Source organism: Methanomassiliicoccales archaeon, from assembly GCA_036504055.1.
Taxonomy (GTDB): domain Archaea; phylum Thermoplasmatota; class Thermoplasmata; order Methanomassiliicoccales; family UBA472; genus DASXVU01.
Map to the genome: position 1 here is coordinate 1 of DASXVU010000028.1, position 19,313 is coordinate 19,313.

The 19,313-nt window shown below is 56.5% G+C and carries 14 protein-coding genes; 6 read left to right on the forward strand and 8 right to left on the reverse strand.

The features are described from left to right. Both VGK23_05950 and VGK23_05955 read right to left on the reverse strand, forming a co-directional pair. Positions 1-180: hypothetical protein (locus VGK23_05950; GenBank protein HEY3420077.1), on the reverse strand; the 180-nt coding region annotated here is incomplete at its 3' end. 78 nt (positions 181-258) lie between these two features. Beyond that, entirely contained in the window at positions 259-435 is a 177-nt protein-coding gene (locus VGK23_05955; GenBank protein ID HEY3420078.1) for a hypothetical protein, read from the reverse strand. A 235-nt stretch (positions 436-670) separates the two neighbouring features. Here VGK23_05955 and VGK23_05960 point away from each other — a divergent pair, with 235 nt between their 5' ends. Continuing rightward, complete coding sequence (locus VGK23_05960) at positions 671-1,567, forward strand: hypothetical protein (protein HEY3420079.1); 897 nt, start codon at positions 671-673, stop codon at positions 1,565-1,567. A gap of 301 nt (positions 1,568-1,868) precedes the next feature. On the opposite strand, the gene VGK23_05965 is transcribed toward VGK23_05960, so the two are convergent. Continuing rightward, positions 1,869-3,650, reverse strand: a complete 1,782-nt coding sequence (locus tag VGK23_05965; protein ID HEY3420080.1) for a carbamoyltransferase C-terminal domain-containing protein — start codon at positions 3,648-3,650, stop codon at positions 1,869-1,871. 236 nt (positions 3,651-3,886) lie between these two features. On the opposite strand from VGK23_05965, the gene VGK23_05970 reads away from it, so the two are divergent. Together VGK23_05970 and VGK23_05975 are read left to right on the forward strand one after the other, a co-directional pair. Continuing rightward, a complete protein-coding gene (locus VGK23_05970; protein HEY3420081.1) occupies positions 3,887-4,252 on the forward strand; it encodes a hypothetical protein in 366 nt (121 codons plus the stop codon). Positions 4,253-4,291: 39 nt separating this feature from the next. Continuing rightward, the gene (locus VGK23_05975) at positions 4,292-4,606 is read left to right on the forward strand and encodes a hypothetical protein (protein HEY3420082.1); all 315 of its coding nucleotides are present in this window, start codon (positions 4,292-4,294) and stop codon (positions 4,604-4,606) included. A gap of 4 nt (positions 4,607-4,610) precedes the next feature. Here VGK23_05975 and VGK23_05980 read toward each other — a convergent pair whose 3' ends face one another. The 3 genes from VGK23_05980 to VGK23_05990 all read right to left on the reverse strand — a co-directional run bounded on the left by VGK23_05980 (position 4,611) and on the right by VGK23_05990 (position 10,841). Further along, positions 4,611-4,898 carry a winged helix-turn-helix domain-containing protein gene (locus VGK23_05980; protein HEY3420083.1) on the reverse strand — a complete coding sequence of 96 codons (288 nt, stop codon included), beginning with the start codon at positions 4,896-4,898 and terminating at the stop codon, positions 4,611-4,613. A 3-nt stretch (positions 4,899-4,901) separates the two neighbouring features. Continuing rightward, positions 4,902-6,149, reverse strand: a complete 1,248-nt coding sequence (locus VGK23_05985; protein ID HEY3420084.1) for a hypothetical protein — start codon at positions 6,147-6,149, stop codon at positions 4,902-4,904. Positions 6,150-6,446: 297 nt separating this feature from the next. Beyond that, positions 6,447-10,841, reverse strand: coding sequence for a C1 family peptidase (locus tag VGK23_05990; GenBank protein ID HEY3420085.1), 4,395 nt, complete (start codon positions 10,839-10,841; stop codon positions 6,447-6,449). Positions 10,842-11,143: 302 nt separating this feature from the next. On the opposite strand from VGK23_05990, the gene VGK23_05995 reads away from it, so the two are divergent. Then, positions 11,144-12,826: a response regulator gene (locus VGK23_05995; GenBank protein ID HEY3420086.1), complete on the forward strand. Its 1,683-nt coding sequence runs from the start codon at positions 11,144-11,146 to the stop codon at positions 12,824-12,826. Between the two features lie 80 nt (positions 12,827-12,906). On the opposite strand, the gene VGK23_06000 is transcribed toward VGK23_05995, so the two are convergent. Together VGK23_06000 and VGK23_06005 are read right to left on the reverse strand one after the other, a co-directional pair. Continuing rightward, positions 12,907-15,621 carry an ATP-binding protein gene (locus VGK23_06000; protein HEY3420087.1) on the reverse strand — a complete coding sequence of 905 codons (2,715 nt, stop codon included), beginning with the start codon at positions 15,619-15,621 and terminating at the stop codon, positions 12,907-12,909. Between the two features lie 242 nt (positions 15,622-15,863). Further along, positions 15,864-17,105: a PQQ-binding-like beta-propeller repeat protein gene (locus VGK23_06005; GenBank protein ID HEY3420088.1), complete on the reverse strand. Its 1,242-nt coding sequence runs from the start codon at positions 17,103-17,105 to the stop codon at positions 15,864-15,866. A 209-nt stretch (positions 17,106-17,314) separates the two neighbouring features. On the opposite strand from VGK23_06005, the gene VGK23_06010 reads away from it, so the two are divergent. Together VGK23_06010 and VGK23_06015 are read left to right on the forward strand one after the other, a co-directional pair. Then, positions 17,315-18,892, forward strand: coding sequence for an aldehyde dehydrogenase family protein (locus VGK23_06010; protein ID HEY3420089.1), 1,578 nt, complete (start codon positions 17,315-17,317; stop codon positions 18,890-18,892). A gap of 34 nt (positions 18,893-18,926) precedes the next feature. After that, on the forward strand, positions 18,927-19,283 hold the full coding sequence (locus VGK23_06015) for a hypothetical protein (protein HEY3420090.1): 357 nt from the start codon (positions 18,927-18,929) through the stop codon (positions 19,281-19,283). The last annotated feature ends 30 nt before the right edge of the window (positions 19,284-19,313 follow it).

Below are 19,313 nucleotides of genomic sequence, written 5' to 3' on the forward strand. Positions count from 1 at the left end.
CTCGTACACTCCAACCGTCAACGAGTCCTCCACCATATCGGTGATCGCCAAACCTTCCTGGGCTTCTTGGTCCGGCACGGTGTTGTCCGGTACACCGACAGCTTCAGGGTCGTTCTCGATCTCCATCAAGGCCACTTCGACCGCTGGTACAAACTCCAGCTGGAAGAACTGGACAGTCAATGTTCCAGTTCCTGTCGTCGCTCATTGGGCTCCAACCTTCACAAACAATCCTAGCACCGCAGGCAAGGTAGGATCAATCTACTCGTACACTCCAACCGTCAACGAGTCCTCCACCATATCGGTGATCGCCAAACCTTCCTGGGCTTCTTGGTCCGGCACGGTGTTGTCCGGTACACCGACAGCTTCAGGGTCGTTCTCGATCAAAGCGGTATCGACCTCGGGAACGCTATCCAGCTGGAAGAACTGGACCGTCACTGTTCCAACGGTCGTCGTTCCGGCTCATTGGGCTCCTACAGTCACAAACAGCCCCAGCACGACCGGTAAGATAGGATCCGTTTACTCATACACTCCAACCGTCAACGAGTCCTCCACTCTGTCCCTGGTATCGAAACCATCATGGGCCACATGGTCCGGCACAGTAATGTCCGGAACTCCAACGATTGCAGGATCATATTCATTCTCCATCAAGGTCACTTCGGTTGCCGGTTCATTGTCTAGCTGGAAGAACTGGACCGTTACCGTACCTACAGTGATCGCCCCGGCTCATTGGGCTCCAACCTTCATCAACAGCCCCAGCGTCACGGGCAAGGTAGGGTCCATCTACTCGTACACTCCAACGATCAATGAGTCTGCTTCCTTGTCCGCGGCCGTCAAGCCCTCATGGGCTTCTTGGTCCGACACGGTAATGTCCGGCACACCCGCAGCGGCAGGATCATATTCATTCTCCATCAAGGCCACTTCGACCGCCGGTACACACTCCAGCTGGAAGAACTGGACCGTCACTGTTCCAGTGATCGTTTCCGCTCATTGGGCTCCGACGTTCACAAATGGCCCCAGTACCACTGGCAAGATCGGATCAATCTACTCGTATACTCCAGCCATCAACGAGTCCTCCACTCTGTCCCTGGTGTCGAAACCGACCTGGGCTTCTTGGTCCGGCACTGTAATGTCCGGAACTCCGACAGCCGCTGGATCCTATTCCTTCTCGATCAAAGCAGTATCGACCTCGGGAACGCTTTCCAGCTGGAAGAACTGGACCGTAACCGTTCCAACCGTCGTTGCCCCGGCCGATTGGGCGCCCACATTCACCAACAATCCTAGCACGACCGGTAAGATCGGGGTTGTCTACTCGTACACTCCAAAGGTCAACGAGTCCTCCACCCTGTCCGTGGTGACCAAGCCCTCCTGGGCCACCTGGTCCGGATCAGTACTATCAGGTACACCGACAGTGTCGGGGACCTATTCTTTCTCGATAAAGGCCACGTCGACCGCCGGTTCCTTATCGGATTGGCACAACTGGACAGTGATCGTATCCCATGGCCATTGGGCACCGACGATATGGAAACATCATCATTACACAAGCATCCTAATGGCCAGAACGTTCTAATAGATCCCGGGACCGATGCAGGAAGGGCCATCGTCTTCCACGTTGTGGCCAATCAAGCAGCCACGGACCAACTGTGACTGATGGTTTCTAGACCCCATACTTCCGAAGCAGAACTGAGAACGGATCAATAGAAGTTCGGGGACGAGTCTATGATTCCCATTGAAAGAGAAATCCAAGCTAGGGGTGATTAGCCTCCGACCCATTCATTATCTGGCCGGAGCCGTTTGTCTGAACAGGTTCCTTGCATTGGGAACGATCTTCAAATGATATGCCACTATGGGACGACCTCTTATCGCTCGGCTCAAATGAGCTGATGTGTAGTCTCGGAGGCTAACCTTCCCTGCTTGCCCAGGATATAGTTGCCCAGCACCAGATAGTCAAGCCCGGTGGTGAAGAAGCAACGGACGGCATCCTCGGGTGATTCCACGATCGGTTCCCCCATCACGTTGAAGCTGGTGTTCAATAGGACCGGAACTCCGCTCAATTTTTCAAATTCCTTCAGCAATCGGTGAAAGCGCGGGTTGGTCTCTTGGTGAACCGTCTGCAGGCGAGCCGTGCCGTCCACATGGGTAACGGCCGGTATAACCTCTTGTTTGGACTTTAGCACATTGCACACTTTCAGCATGAAAGGATCTGCCACGTTCTGTTCAAAGAATCGAGGCGTGTCCTCTATCGGGCAGGACGGCGCAAAGGGTCTGAACGCTTCCCGATGCTTGACCTGCGCGTTTATCTTGTCCTTCATGTCCGGCAAGGTCGGATTGGCGAGTATGCTACGATTTCCCAGGGCGCGGGGTCCGATCTCCATGCGGCCCTGGAACCAGCCGACGATGTTGCCCTGCCTTAGAAGATCAGCAGTCACGATCTCCATTTCACCATCTGGGGCATATTGATGTTCCAACTTGCAATCTTCAAGAATCCTTTGAATGTATGAATTAGCATACTCGGTGCCTACGAATGGGTCATCGTGGACGAACGTTCGGGGATTGCCCAAAATGCTGTTATGAACAAAATATGCGGCGCCAATGGCCGTCCCATTATCACCGGCCGCCGGCATGACGTAAAGGTCCTTGAAGCCGCTCTCCCGCACCAGCCGGCCGTTGGTCACGCTGTTCAGGGCGACTCCGCCGGAGATCACCAGATAATCTTCGTGAGTACGTTCCCGCAATTGGCGGGCCATCTTTAGGATGCATTCCTCCAACTGCTTTTGGAAGGCCGCAGCCACATCCAAATGATGCTGCTCAAATTTGGCGTTCTTGCTCCTCTGGCGGGGCTGTCCGAAGGTGTCGTAGAATTTCTTAGCGAACCGTTGCGGATAGTCCGGACCAAAATTGTAATTAAAGTATGAAAGGTCCACTCCGATGGACATATCATCATTGGTCCAGAACATTTTTGCGATCGCTTCCCCAAAAGTATCTGGATTGCCTAAAGGCGCCAGTCCCATCGTCTTGCCCTCGTCATAATGGGATCTGAACCCGCAGAATTCAGTGGCCGCTTCATACACAGAGCCCAGAGAATACGGAAAATAGTCCTGGGACAAGCACTTGAAAGTATTTGCCTTTCCGACACCCTTGTAGGTCGTGGCCCACTCACCCGATCCATCAACCGACAATAGGGCGGCGCTCTCATAGGGGCTGACAAAGAAAGAGCCAACGGCATGAGATACATGGTGAGGGACAAAATGAATCTCTGGTCTCTTATCCTTGGGGAAGGTTTCTTCCAACCAAGCCCGGAACCCCCTTTGCTTTTGCCTGGGCTCAAGCACTTGACCTTCGACAAAGGGCCATATTCTACGCCCGGTCCTGATCCCATAGGCCGCCTTCTTTGGCCAGTCCAGTTTCGGCTGGACGGAGATCGCGATATGGTCAATATCCTTGGCAGTTAATCCGGCGATCTCCAAACAGCGCTTTATCGCCTGTCTTGGGAAAACCTCCGTGTGCTTCTGTCGCGTCAGCCTTTCCTCTTCAAGCGCAACCACTAATCTACCATCTTTGACCACACAAGCCGTCGAATCATGGTAAATATAGTTGAGACCGAGAATATTCATGAAAGTCCTCATGGTTGCAGATGTACCAAACGGATTCATTCCTTTTATTACTATTTTTTTCTTTGGGACTAACTATCTCTTATATGTTGCGATAGGTCAAGAACATACCAGCAAGGGAAAGTTCAGTCCATAAGATATAACTAAGACCTCCTTTCCAAATCGTACTAGTTCGGTTCTGATCTTCGTACAAATTGCGTCTCATTTCTCCACCTCTCTGCATCTGGAGAAACGCTTATCTCCCCTCCGCCATATTTTGTCCGTGGGGAAGTCATCGCATGAGATGTCCATGGTGTGGGGCAGACTGTCCGACAGGCGCCATCGCCTGCTATAACTGCGGCATTATCTGGTCTGAGGAGAATGGGCCCAAGCCCTCCCCTGACGAACTTCGCAGGCAGAGCCAGCCGCAGCATCGGCCTCCTGTGCAGCAGGATGTTACCTCACAATCCAACCTGTACAGAAAGAAGCAGCCGAACTACGTAATGATCGCCGGCATTGGCGTGGTAATCATTCTCCTTTCGGTCTTGGTATCGGTCGCTCTGAACGCCTCGAGCTCCGATCAGACGGGGGACCGCATCGCCGGGCCTCTGGAAGGCACTTGGGAGACGTCTAGCGTCACCATCTTCAACATGAAGACCGACTAGCTAAGCGAACAGCTCCATGATGTGGGACAAGAGGAGCGGATGGTGACGTTCATGATCACCGGTACATCAGATCCAGCGGTCGTGGAAGTGCAGATGAACTATTTTGTCATCTCCAACACCGTCCAGAACAGCTCGTTATATTTGCCCGATCCCTCGCCGGAGCACTATGATGGACGACTGAGCGGCAACACCCTGTGGATCAGCCAGTCCGGGGACGTAAAAGGAACATTCACTTTCTATGAGACCACCATGACCGGAACCTGGGATGACCTTGACCGTGGCAATTACATTTTACAGGAATGCTACACCTACCCGGATGCCTTGGTGCTGCATAAGCATACCGTCGTGAGCTGATGGTTCACCTTCTTTTCCTGGTCTGTTCGGTCACCATCTCATTGACCCACAGAACCACTGTCCGGTATGCTTCCCGTCCCTTCGGCGTTAGGAGGATGGTCTGACGGCCCTCCTCCTCGGTCAGCGATATCAGCTCGCGCACCAGCATCCAGTCCAGATAGCGGATCAGGTTGTCGTAGCTGACGTTCGCGGCCACCTGCAGCCGCGTCCGCAGCATCGGTCCATTCTCCTTCCACAGCCGGTCCAGGAGGCGTGACAGAACATAGATGTCCGGTCTTTCCAGATCGCTCATCCGTCACAGCTCCTGGAGCTTCTTCTCGATGTCTTCCCTGAGCGTGCCGATCCGGGACCTCCACTGTTCCAGAGTCCTCCGGTCCGACCGGATGTTCCTCCACTTGGTGATCAGGTACAACGAGGCCAGAGCTATGATGAAGATGATCGCCGCCGGTAGTCCAAATCCAGCTGAGGAAAAGGCCGACCAGACCATGAAAAGCAAGAACATCGACCATCCCAGAACGGTCGCGGTCCCCGGGTTCCTCAGGTAGAAGTTCCTGCTGCGATACTTGGTCCATCGCGGCAGGTCGGGGCAGACGTTGAGGAGGGTCTCCAGCGCCGCCTCGTCACCGTCCGCCACCATGACCGTTCCTTCCTCCCGGGATATGGCCGCCTGCAACTCTCCGATCCGTTTGTTCACCTCGTTCGATTCCTGACGGAAGCGCAGCCTCAGCCAGATCAATGACAGGACGACGATGGCCACGAACGCCACCAGCATGAACTCCAGGAAGAAGGAATAGTAGGAAGGCCAGGGTGCATTGATATCCCTCGCAAGGGCCAAGGTGAAGAACAGGGCGGCATAGGCAATGAACCCGACCAGGGGGAATGTCCATTTGGAATCGGCGTAGCTTGCGTTCAACGCCAGGAACGCCTCTGTGGCCAAATGGTTGGCCTTCTTCAGAGTGGTGGTGATCACCGATCCGACCTCCTGCCGCTCCGATCCTTTAGGCTTGGCCTTCTCCCTGGCCTCGAGGTACATGAGCGTAGGCCGTAGAACATTGCTGCTGAACTGCTCTGTTTTCCCTATCGACCTGATCGACATCCAGATCGCCACCAGTCCGCAGAATGGCAGTATTATGCCGTAGGAGACCATGGATCCGAGACCGTCTGTGGTGAGGGCGGGATAGGCCAGAAGTTCGCTCCCCTTCTCGGTCTCGCGCACCTCTATCCTGACATTCCGGTCGTGGTCCAGAAGGACCGTGACCTTCTGGTCGGTCCATCCGACCGAATATCCTATCCCTCCAAGATGCTCTTGGATCAATCCGGCGACGTCGTCCGGATCGAGCTCCGTCCCGATCCTATCGGACCTCCGGTTATAGATCAGGATGGCGGTGATTGCGGCCGTGATGGTCAGGCTGATATGCAGGGCCAGACCTGCTGAGAAATACCAGAATACAATGCCGTCCTCCAGGAGCCGGAACGACACCAGGAACAGAGCCAGTTCCAACAACAATGCCATCAGGAAGATCTTCACGTTCTTCGATTTCATCGGCAAACGCTCCTCGGAATCCGTAAATGCCATGCAAGTTGAACTGTGTGGCTTATCCGAAGTGAGTTCGGAAGACCGGAGGATCCCAGAATTATATAGCGAAGAGATGTCACTTTCCCATCCTCGTCTGTTCGCTCACCATGTCCTTCCCCTCATCTGACCTTCCCTGACCGCTATGTCCTCCTGATTAGATGAGGATAACTCATCCGGGATGAGCGGCATTGTTCGCGAGGAGGATGGACCGCCATGAGACCGGCCAGACATGCCATGGGTACAATGGTGCGGCGACCTGGTGGATCAGATCTTCCTATGCCTTCTGATCAGCAGGAACGCTGCCACGACCGCCGACCCGCCGATCATGGATATGGCGATAAGTGCCAGGTCGGTCGGGGAACCGGTATTCTTCGCGTCAACCTCGAAACCGATCTCCTTGACCAGCGCGTTGCCCGCCCCGTCCGTCACCTCGATGGTAAGCAGGTGATGGCCATTCTTCAGGTCGGAAAGGCGGATGGAATTCCCGGAGATCGGTGCATAGCCCTGGCCGTCAATCCTGTATACCTTGGTGAGTATTCCGCTCCCTTCGTCACCTACGGTCAGGTTCACCAGGACCGACGTGCCGTTGACCACGGTGCCATTCTTCATTGAAAGCTCTGCGGTGGGCTTGACCGAATCGATCCTGACCATGAACGTTTTTATTTGCTCCTCGTTGCCGGCGTTGTCGATGGAGAGGACCTCGATGGTATGGTTGCCGTCACCGGATATCACGAACGGATAGTCATCATCCGTCCAATCTCCCCCATCAAGACGGTAACCCTTCGTGCTGACCCCGCTTCCAGAATCGTTGACGGAGACCGATGCCATGACCGTTCCGGTGAACCATCCGTTGGTTCCCGAGACACCGTTCAACACGACCACGCTGTTCGGTGCGTTCCGGTCGACGCTGAGGTTCAGATACCGCACCGGTTCAGCGTTCAAGGACCGGTCGACGGTGCGGTACGCAAGGCTCAGCGCCCCCTCTTCCGTCACCGTTATCGGTCCAGAATACCTGATCCATGACGGACCGTTCACCGCCCCCTGGAGCCAGCAATAGTAGGTGCCGCCCACCCCGCTTCCCGGATCGGACGCGTTCAGGACGATCGTGACATTACCGACATACCAGCCCGCCGTCCCCTGCCCGGCATCGATCATGGCGCTGCTTGACGGAGCGGTCCTGTCCACCGTGAAGTTGGCCCAGCGTTGTACCTCGCTGTTACCGGCCTGGTCCAGGCTGCGGTAGCTGAGGATGTGGTATCCGATGTTCGCTATGGTCAACCGGTCACTGTATTCTGTCCAGGCGCCTCCATCAAGGGTGTATTGCACCAGTGAAAGCCCGCTGACCGGGTCCTGGGCGGCGAGGGTGACGTTCACGGTATCGTTGAACATCATCTGGGTCGGGTCACCTGGGCCGGTAACCGTGCACGTGCTGACCGGTGCCTCCCTGTCGATCCTAAAGGTCGTGGAGCCGATATCCTCCCGGTTCCCGGCCATATCCGTTGCCATGAACTGCACCGTATGATCTCCCTGCCCGGTGATGTTCACTGACCCGGAATAGGTCTTCCATACGTCCCCATCCAGGCTGTACTCGATGTTCTGAATGCCGCTCAATCCGTCGGCCGCACTGATGCTGAGGGTCGTGTTGGAAACGAACCATCCCCCGTCCCCTGTGACGCCGTGGACGGTCGCCGATGATGCTGGCTTCTGGCCATCGATCTGGATGGTCGCCACTTCCATGCTCCCGGCGTTGCCGGCCCGGTCGGTGGAATAGTATTGCACCAGATAGATGCCTGGAATGGAACATTCGAAGGGGCCCGAATAAGCGGTCCACGGTTCTGAGCCTATGCGGTAGGATGTGGATAAGACACCACTGGTCCGATCCGTCCCGGTCAATGTCACCATCACCGGCCCATTGTTCCATCCTGGTGAAGCGATGCCGCTCATCGTCATAACGGTCGTGGGGGCCGATCCGTCCAGGATGGTAGAGGCATCGGCGCTAGCCGGAACCGGCTCCTGGTTGCCCGGCCGGTCGGTCGCGATGGAATAGAACTGGTACAGCCCGTCATCGATGGCCAGTTCCGTCAGGTTGAAATCAATTGTTCCCGGTGTCCAGCGGCCCGATGGATGGTCAGCCGTGGCATACAGGGAGTAGATGCCCGCCGTTCCCTCTCGATAGTATATCTGGACATAGGATATTCCGGTGCCCACATCGTTCGCCGTGCAGGTCAGGGCTATGCTCGATCCAGTGATGTAGGTGGGCAGCGGGCTCATCCACGAGGAGGGCGGGGTCGCGTCCGAGACTGTCACCATGATGTCATCAACGAAGACTCCAGGATATCCAATGTCAAGGTCATCATCACTGACAAAGCGGAACTCCAACGCCTGGGCGGTCACCGGGATGGTCATGTCTTCACGCACCCATCCTTCGGTGATGTCAAGAGGCTGAATCCAGACAGTGCTCCAACCATGGCCATCATAGATGCGGGCATACGCATGGTCCGTGCCGTTGGTCATGGCCCAATACTCAAAGGAGAGCCTGGCGTCGGTCACTCCGCTCAGATCGGGAATTGCCACGCTGACCGAAGCGTTCATGTTTCTGTCATAGTAACCGTTCATCAGGTTCGGGAGGCCATTCCAACCGATCCCCGATCCGCTGCACCACAGGCTTTGCCTGCCGGATCCAGACTGCATGGTGCTGGTGTTCCAACCGTCGGTCCCGGAATCGGGGTTGGAGTCTTCACCGAACCAATCACCTCTTCCAAGGGCCTCGAAGTCCTCGAACATTATGGTGGACCTCCCATCCCATGTGATATTGTCGATCCAGCCGCAGTCGCTGCCGGAACTGGTGTGCTCGTCCTTGGCGTAGGTCCATTTCAACTCATGGATCCCGGAAGGAACGGTGGTGGTCACCGTGGCCCAGGAGGTCTCCGCATCTATCTTCTCGACCAGCGAACCTTCCAGATAATAGCTGAGATAATCGAACTCAGGTTCCGAGGACACGCACCAGTCGAAGGAGAGGGTCCCCGGCCCCCAGACATAGGCGACCAGCGTGGAGCTGCTGGAGTCGCCGACATCGCCGCTCTGCATGACATGCTCCCTGCTCTGAGCATTCCTCACCCCGACCCACTGCGTCCCTCCGGCGAACGTGAGCGCCCCGTCGAAATAGGACAATGCCTCGGAGGGCGACACGACCGTATTGGCGGGAAGCTGCGCGGTCAGCTCCGCCGGGGTGCTCACTGGAAGGTCCTGCGCTTCCGGGCCGATCTCCGATGCCCTTCCGTCAAGATATGGTTCAGTATACATCTCCAGACGGTATGAGGAAATAGTGCCGCCAGTGTAGGAATCGCCCACCTCCATCCTGATGCTGTAGGCCTCGTCCATCAGATATTCCGAGAGTTCGGAGATATCTTGGCACATGAAGGAGGGCATGAAGGCGTATGAGTTCGAGTAAAGGTACGGGGAGATCTCCGCCACCGCCGTGCCGTTGGAGTTATACACGGCCGAGAACGTGATCGGCGCATCATAGGTGGGAGACCAATCAAAATGATACACCGCCAGGCTTGATGGTTGATAGTCGATCCGGTCGGTCATCGAGACCGCCTGGAGCAGGTCGCCGATCGCGTCCATCGTTCTGTAGGTGATCCAGAAATAGCCGCTATTGCCGAACGAGGTCCCCCAGGAGTTGACCGCTTTGAACGCTCCCACGTCACCGTCATCGGTGATGCTGTCGTCATATCCAACGATGGTGACCGAGTGGTCCGTCTCCGAAGGGAGGTATTCATCGGAGGAGAGGACGAAGTTGCCATCCTCGAACGCCACCGCCGGGGAACCGCTGATCTCGGTGGCGTTGATAGCGATGGTCACTGGATGGTTGGAGGCCAGAGAGCGCTTGATGTCGTCCACCGTGGTGACGCTGGAATATGGATAGTAAACGACGTTGTCTATACGATGCGAGGGTGCGTCCCTCCAGGCCGCCTCATTACCCCAGTCCACATAGTCCGAGCTGTCATACGGCATCAGGTTCCAGGTGCAGACCCCGATCGTCTTCGCCACCAGGGCCTCGTCGGCTATGATGGAGCCGCCTCCATTCACGACCACCTTGTTGTACGCCCATCCGGGGCTCAGCAGATGTTCCTCGTTCCCCAGGCAAGCATCGGACCAGCCATTGTCCAATGCCTCCAAGTAGCCATAGTTGTAGTAGATGACCGAGAAGGCCGCACAGGCACCTATCACGCCCTGGTCCCTCACCTCTGGAAAGTAGGGTTGGGATGAGATATCGTAAGTGGAAGGAGATGCCGGAAGCGGTCCTTCACCATATCCATCGAACACAGCGATCTTACCGACCAGTTTGTCCAGGTGCTCTGCGGTCATTGCAGACAGGCCGATAGGGGCGACGCTGCCCGATCCTGAGATGGTCGGAGAGACCGCGCCATACCGGTTGCCGATCAGCCGTTCCTTCATGATTTCTATGTCATGTTCGGTGGCCAGGTGATACTTGACCTCGATTCCGTCAAATGGATCATCGGGGTCCTCAGGTACATCGGACCGAACGGATGATGACGGATCTGAGATGATTGACCCCTGAATAAGATTGATGCCGCTCGTAAGAATGATGAGCACCAGGGTCATGATGAGAATTTTCGGTGTCCCATGCTTCATAGGTCGTGTCGTTTGATTATCGTGGCCGAATATAATGCTATGCAGGCTTGAGAATATGTCATCGACCGGCTGGGCAGGACCAAGGACCGGATCCGGAGAAACATAGATTTGTCGACAAATATTCCATTTAGTTTTCAGGTCTAATATTTAACTCTCACGTCCAGAATCTCCAAGAGCGATGGTTCGTCAATAGAAATCGACCTCTAGACACCAACGTGATTCTGTGAAATCATCGTTCAGAACGGAAATCCTTTAATCACTGACCGCGGTCGGGTGAATTAGGATCTTATTGGTGGGGACCAATGGAACTCTTATACGTTGACGATGAGCCAGCACTTCTCGAACTGGGAAAGGAATTTCTTGAGCTGGAGCCCGACGTCCAGGTCACCACGCAGGTTAATCCGGTGGAAGCCCTGGTCCTGCTTAACGACAAGCATTTCGACATCATCGTCTCCGACTACATGATGCCGGAAATGACCGGTCTGGAGTTCTTCAAGCGGTTGCGCATCATTGGCATCACCACTCCGTTCATCCTCTTCACCGGCAAGGGCAGGGAGGAAGTGGTCATCGAGGCCATGCGGCACGGGGTCGATTTCTACATCAAGAAAGGCGGCGACGCCCAAAGCCAGTTCGCAGAGCTGATCAATGCCATCAGGCAATGCACGGCCCGGAAGGAGGCGGAGGAGGCGCTCGAGCATAACGCCCGCCGGTTCCGCACGATGATAGAGAACCAGTCCGAGATAATAGCGCTCTCGGACCTGACCGGCCATCTCACTTTCGTATCCAATTCGCTCAGGCGTATACTCGGCTATGAACCGGAGGATTTCATAGGGAAGAACGTCCGGGAATTCTTCATCGACCCGACGGAGTTCGACTTCCGGCCCCGGGTGGGAAAGCCATCGATGTCCCCGGACATGAATTTCACCATGCAGGCGCGGATGAGGCACAAGGACGGTTCCCCGCGTTTCATGGAGATGAAGGGCCAGGTGCTCAAGAAGGATGGTGTGATGAACGAGGTCCTGGTGAACGCCTATGACATAACCGGGCGCAAGCAGGACGAGAGACGCATTTCCCATCTTATCAACGTCCTCAAGGCCATCAGGCAGATCAACAAGTGCATCACCACCGAGACCGATCCGATGATGCTGCTCAAGAAGGCCTGCGACATCGCGGTCGAACGCGGTTACTCCACGGCCTGGGCGGTCATCTTCGACGATGGGCGCAACCCCATGCGCACGGTCGAGACCGGCGTCGGGAAGCCTTTTGAGGAGGTGCACGGAAGATTATTGAACAAGGTGTACCCGCGATGCTCCGGCCACATCCTCTCAGGGCAGGACACTATTGTCAACGAGGTGCCCCAGGACACCTGCCCAGAATGCCCTCTGAACGGATATCCGCATGACCACATACATGTGGCAAAACCGCTCGTCTATGGGGGCAACATCTTCGGTCAGTTCTCGGTCACCCTATCCCGTGAGCTCTTCTCGCCGGACGAGCTGTCCGTGCTGGCTGAGATCGCCGAGGACCTTTCGTTCGCGTTGCACCATCTGCTGAGAGGTCAGGAGAACGATGAATATCAGCTCGCCAAGGTCAAGATGAAGAAGATGTTCTTGGAACGCTTCACCATGATGGACCGTCCAACCTTGGTGGTGACGAGGGAGCCGGAAGGGAACGGGCACCGCTTGACGGTCGGTGGCGCCAGCAACGCGTTCCTCACCGCCAACGGGTTCGACGCCAGGATCGTGGGCATGGAGGTGGGCGCCATCGCGGAGAGCACCCCTGAAGGGACCGAACTGGCTGGGGTCATCGATGATGTCATACGCTCGGGGATACCGCAGACCATATCGATCCGCTCCAGCGTCACCGGGGTCGAGTATACGGCATTCGTTTTCGCTCCGGGGGCCGATTTTGCCGGTGTCATGCTCATCCCTTCGGTCAAGGCGGAGACCTCGCTCTCCATCGGTCGGTCTCCTTCCATTGGCTGATCTCCAGGAATTGTGACGGTCGATGCCGTTATGGATAAGATCGGACGACGGTCTCAGTCCGATGGCTGTAAGGATGCAGCCTAGTTCTCCTCGTCCTTAGGGATCGAGAAGTAGAACGTTGACCCTACCCCCTCCTCCGATTCCACCCAGACCCTGCCCCCATGACGTTCCACGATCTTCTTCACGATCGCCAGCCCCACGCCGGTGCCCTCGTACATGCCAGGCGTATGCAGTCTCTGGAACATCTGGAAGATGCGGGTGGAATAATCCATGTTCATCCCGATCCCGTTGTCCTTCACGGAGAATATCCATCTGCGACGATCCTCCGTACAGCTGATGCGGATCAGCGGTTGCACGTCCGGCCGTGTGAACTTCAGGGCGTTGGCCAGCAAGTTCTGCATCACCTGTCCGAGCTGAAGGGCGTCGCCCGTCACCACCGGCAGGCTGTCCAACACTATCTTGGCGTAGCTTTCATTGATCGCCAGGTCATAGATCATGAGCGTTTCGTGCGCTATCCGGTTCATATCGACCTTGTTCGTCAGCCGGACCTTCGTCTCCACCCGGGAATACTCCAGAAGATCGTCGATCAGGCTCTTCATCCTCTTGCCGCCCAGTGTGGCATAGTCCATGTATTCCTTGGCCTCGCTGTCCAGGCGATCCGAGTGTCTCCTTTCAAGCAGGGAAAGGTAGCTGATGACCATCCGCAGAGGTTCCTGGAGGTCGTGCGAGGCCACGTACGCGAACTGCTGGAGCTCCTCATTTGAACGGACCAATTCGTCGGCGCGGTCCTTGAGCGCGTGCTCGAGCTCTTTGAGGGCGGAGATGTCTACGAAGACCGTGGCGAACTGCCCCCTGACCGGTGAGAAGGCCGATATCCGGAAATGCTTTCCCATGGGCGGGAAGAACTCGTCGAAGGAGGCCGGCTCTCCGGTCTCGGCCACCTTCTGGTAGGTCTCCAGATAAGGAGCGTCGCCGGTCCCGTACAGTTCCGAGGCGAGCGCGCCGGTGGCCTTTTCCTTCGGTATACCGGTGGTGGCCTCGAAGGCCGCGTTCACCTTGACGATCCTGTAGTCGATGGCAATCCGGTCCTCGTCGTAGACCATCTGATGCAGCGCTATCCCTTCATTGCTGGCATAGAAAAGCGACTCGAAATCCCTTCTGCTCTCCTTGAGCTCATCCTCGGTGCGGAACTTGGCCAAGGCCACCGCTAGATACCCGGCCAGCCTTTCCCATTGTCCGATGAGCGCATCGGAGTACATCCCGATCCGGCGGTCGTTCAGCTGGAGCAGGCCGAGGGTCTCTTCGCCGACCCGCAGGGCGATGAGCGCCACCGATTCGTACTCCTCCCCATTGCAGCGGTTCCTGGTCCTCGACTGCCGGTCCTCCTCAGTGGAGGTCGCCAGCAATGCCGTGGTGTTGTTTGTCCAAAAGCTGCCACGGGCAGTGAAGAACGGCTTGGACGGATCGAATCGTCCCTGGATCACGTTACCGCACATGCATTCAAAGATGGGATATCCATCGCTGTCCCGACCGATCTGCCCATCATTGTCATAGGTGCACAGCCGGCTCTCCTTCATCACGAAATCGGCGGAGAACCCAGTCGTCTCGTAGTAAGGGTAATCTTCCTTTTCCTTCAGCCGGATCCCGACCCCCTCGCAACCGGATTGCTTCTGGAAGAACGCGGTGGCGGCATGGATCAGTTCTTTGGTGGAATGGCTCTCATTGACCAGACGGAGGAACTCGATGGTGGTCTCGCGCTCCTTCTCCGCCAGCTTGCTGTCCGTGATGTCACGGACGATGGAGACAGACCCGATGATGCTGCCGTTAGCGTCCCGAACCGGGGACGCGCTGACCTGCCGGTAACGCAGCTCACCCTTCAACGGTGTCCGCACGATCTCTTCTTGGCACTTGACCACCTCTCCCTTCAGTGCCCTGAGGGGCGGGGCCTCCTCCAGCGGGCGCGGGCTCCCGTCGACGCGTAGGACCTCCATCCCCGAAGCGACCTTCTCCACGGATATACCGACGGACGCCGAGTTCAGGACGAACTCTTTGGCGGCTGAGGGATTGGTGAGGGTGAACCTTCCCTCCGAGTCCGCGAACCAGACCTCATCACTGATGCTGTCCACTAGGGAGGTCAATCTGTCCTTCTCCTGGATCAACGCCTGTTCCGCCCTCAGGCGGTCAATGATCTCCTGATATCCCCTCCTGCGCTGGTCCTGGAGCTGCCAGGAACTTATGGAACCGATGGCGCAGACGAACGCCATGCTGACCAATATGGGGAACAGGACCATGATCGGGGGTTGTGCCGAGAAGATCACGATGAGCGATTCTCCCGCTGCAAGAGAGTATGCCAAGATGATCTGGATACGGAACCTGTTGGGGATGATCAGGAATATCATGAAAACGAACACCGCGACCACGATGACATGGATCACGTAGTTCTGGGGGCGGGAAAGGTTGATGATCAGATTGAAGACGGTGGAGACGATGAGCCAGGTGGTGATGGACAGATCGTAGGTGCGATGATCGGTCATTCTCTCCAGGTAATAGTACAACGCTATGCTGTAGGCAGCCAAACTGGCCCGCAGCGCTGCCAGGCCGAAGAACTCCCCGGAAAAGCCGAAGAACTGATAGTCGTTGAAGACGTAAACAAGGATAGGAATGAAGATCAGCAATATTCCGATCCTGGCCTGGCGGATGTCGTTGGGAAGGCTGTACTGCCTGAAGGTCCTTTCCTGCTCTTCAGTGAGCCCGAAGGACAGCCGGTCAAGGAGCAATTGTCTGCCTCGATGCATCACGGAACAGCCCCATATTTCGACTTCCCCATCTCCATTGAGAAATGACCATTGATTGATTATTTGATTTTTTCCTAGATTGATGGATGGTGTATGGACAAACCCTCATCCCACATATAAATGGCGCTCGAAGAGGAAACTAAACGGTGTCGATACCTACCATACCGTCATGGCCGCATCCTAGTCGAGGATCGGTAGAAAGGTCGGAAGGAGTTTGCGGTCAGTTGCTTTGGGGATCGCGATCATACCGAATTTGACTGGCCAGATCTTCCCCCCAACAGTATGACCCCGAACGCGGCGGCCATGATGACCACGATTATCACGATCGGCTGCCAGGTCATCTTCCATGCGGATTCGGATATGGCTAGGAGGATACTGCCGCTGCCGACATAGATGGTGTTCCCGTTCACCACGGGCTGGCCGCCGAAGGACCCGTCAAGCTTCCAGATTACTCCGCCATCCCGGTCCACCAGCATCAATGCGGTGGAATTGGCCAGAAGCAGGCCGTTCTGGAAAGCGACCGGCACGGTCTTGGCATTGACGCTTCTCCAGAGCGACTTCCCATTGGCATCCACGGCATAGACGTTCAGGTTCGAGCCGGTCGAGCCGGCCAATTCGGCGTAGACCGTCGTTCCGTCCCGAAGGATGGTCATGCCCTCGAACTGGGCGTTAAGCTGGGCGGCCCACATGAACGAACCGTTGTCGCTCAATGCATAAAGGTAGGCATAGTCGGTCGTCCTGGAGAAATTGTAGCCCACCGCGCGCATCGTTCCATCCAGAGCGAAGAAGACATCGAACTCTGGCGTGAAATCCGTTTTGAAGGTCCGGACCGAGCTTCCGTCCGGAGCGTACTCCGTTATCGACGATCTGCCCACGAACGTGGTGTTGGCAACGAGGACATCGTTTCCGCGGATGGCAAGTGGATAAGAGACCGGGTTCGAGGTGTTGGCGATGTAGCTGCCCTTGGTCCAGCGCTCGCTTCCATCGGCGTTCAGACATATCAGATTGTGTTGGCCAGACCACATCGGCTTGGCCCCAAGCACGACACCCCCGTCCGGCAGGACCTTCATGCTGTACGAGACTCCGGGAATCACGTACGCCCATTTCATGATCCCCGCGGTGTTCAGGGCCATGAGCCCGGTCCCGTTGACGTTGGTGTTCGCGGTCACCTTGACCAATACGTACAATGTCCCGTCAGGACCGAACTGGGGCGTGCTGGTAAGGGCGACCACGCTGTTCCAGAGACCCTTGCCTTCGGGAGAGATGTTGTAGATCGTCGCGTTCGTCCCGTCGGAGGAATAGACAAAGAGATTTCCGGTCGGCGAAAGCGCGGGGTAACTGGCGATGACGTTTGACCCGCCCTGGTAGGTCCACTGAACGGATTGTGACTTGGCTTCAATGGGAGAGGTGACGATCACCGACGACACGACCATGAGCGCTGCGATCACCAGGGTGATCTTGAGAAGGGTTCGGCTTGATACCATAAAATGCACTGTCTTCGCAATGCATTCCTTCATGGATATATTTATCCCATAAGGAAGTGGAGCAACCAGGCATCTTCTTTGCTCACCAAACGACTCGATAATGGAACCCGGTGATGACGAAGGAATGGAACCGATGGGCCAATCCCGTCGTTTCGTCAGAAATCAATTAACTACCAGCACCTTGACTGATTCAGTGCGGTGACGTCAAGATGCCGTTCAAGAGCGAGAACACGTTCCTGACCATGGTCAATGCCAGGGACGAGAGCCATTTTCACGTGAGATATGAAAGGGCGGTCTCTAATCTGGAATGCCTGAAGGGAGAGACCACTGATTATCCGATGTTCATCAACGGGAAAACGGTCAGGACGGAAAAATACTTCGACGACCTCAGCCCGGTCGACACCAGCATCGTGGTCGGTCGGTTCCCGAAGGGAACGAAGGAGGATGTCAACGCCGCCGTCGATGCGGCCCGAAAGGCCGCCCCCAAATGGCGGCGCATGGACCTGGACTCACGTTTGGCGATATTCAAGAAGACGGCCGAGATCATGAACTCGGAGAAGTTCGAACTGGCCGCCGCGTTGACGATGGATGCCGGCAAGAACCGGTATGAGGCGGTGGCGGAGGTCGACGAAGCGGTCGACTTCGTCCGTTACTACACGGACACCATGGCGGAATATAACGGCTTTGTCGAGGACACGAAGCCTGCATATGATGACGAGTTCCCTATCAGCGTCATGGTGCCATGGGGAGCGTTCGCGGTCGTAGCACCGTTCAACTTCCCCATGGCCATAACCACCGGGATGACGGCGGCGGCACTCATCACAGGGAACACGGTGGTGCTCAAACCCTCCTCCGCCGCCCCCATGATGCCATACCTGCTGTACGACGTGCTATGGAGGGCGGGACTGCCTCCAGGGGTGCTGAACGTGGTCTCAGGGTCGGGAGGCGAGGTGGGGGACGCCCTGGTCCGACATCCAGAGATAAACGGAATAGCCTTCACCGGATCGAAGCAGGTCGGCTACGAGCTGATCTCCATGAACCCGAAGCGGTACCCTATTCCGGTCATAACGGAGATGGGCGGCAAGAACCCATGCATCGTCTCTGACAAGGCCGACCTGGGCCAGGCCATCCCGGGCGTGATCGGTTCGGCCTATACCTACTGTGGGCAGAAATGCTCGGCCCTTTCGCGCGTCTATGTACAGGAGAAGGTCTACAAGGAGTTCATGAAGTTGCTGGTGAACACCGTCCGATCGCTCAAGGTGGCCGATCCCAGGGAGAACGACACGGTGCTCGGGCCGCTGATACATGGCGAGGCCCGCCAGAAGTTCGACGAATACGTCGAGATCGCCCAGAGGGACGGGGGCAAGGTGACCGGGGGGAAGCACGTGGAGGACGGCGATCTGGGCCGCGGGTTCTACGTCGAACCGACCATAGTGGAGAACCTGCCGGAAGACCACAAACTGGTCAAACAGGAGCTGTTCGTGCCGATCCTGTGCGTGCAGAAGTACCGCAAGTTCGAGGATGCGGTCCGTATGGCGAACGACGTGGAGTATGGTTTGACCGCGGGGATATACAGCCGGGACCACAATGAGCTGGACCACTTCTTCGAGAACATCGAGGCGGGGGTGGTGTACGCGAACCGCCGACGGGGGGCGACCACCGGGTCCATGGTAGGGGCCCAGCCTTTCGGCGGATGGAAACAATCGGGCAGCACCGGCAAGAACTCCGGTTCACCGTGGTATCTGACCCAATACATGAAGATGCAATCAAGGACGCTTGGAAAATGAAACAGAACGAAAAGGATGGATGGAGGAAAGAGAGATGGCAGACACTTTCGTGGTCATGGTCACTTTGGACGGCAGGGACCAGTTCAACCGAATTCTGGAGGGCGAGAGTGCGGCAAAGGCCGCGGCGAAACGCTACGCAAAGGACATACTGACCCTTCAGGAGAAGGGGGACCAGGGCTGCTGGGAGGTATTCACCTCCAAGGTCGTCGACCGGCAATCCTTCTCGTTTTCGGGGCCGAACATGCTGCTCAATGCCCCAAAGGGAGAAAGGATGATGGCGGGTTCGAGCGGTACCTCGTGCGAACAGAGCTGGCGCATGTTGATGTATGCCAGAAGGAACACGCTGGACAAAGGCACGACGATAAAGGCGGAGATGTGCTGCGGCATTTGACCAGATCGGTTCCCTTCCCCAAGCCCAGGG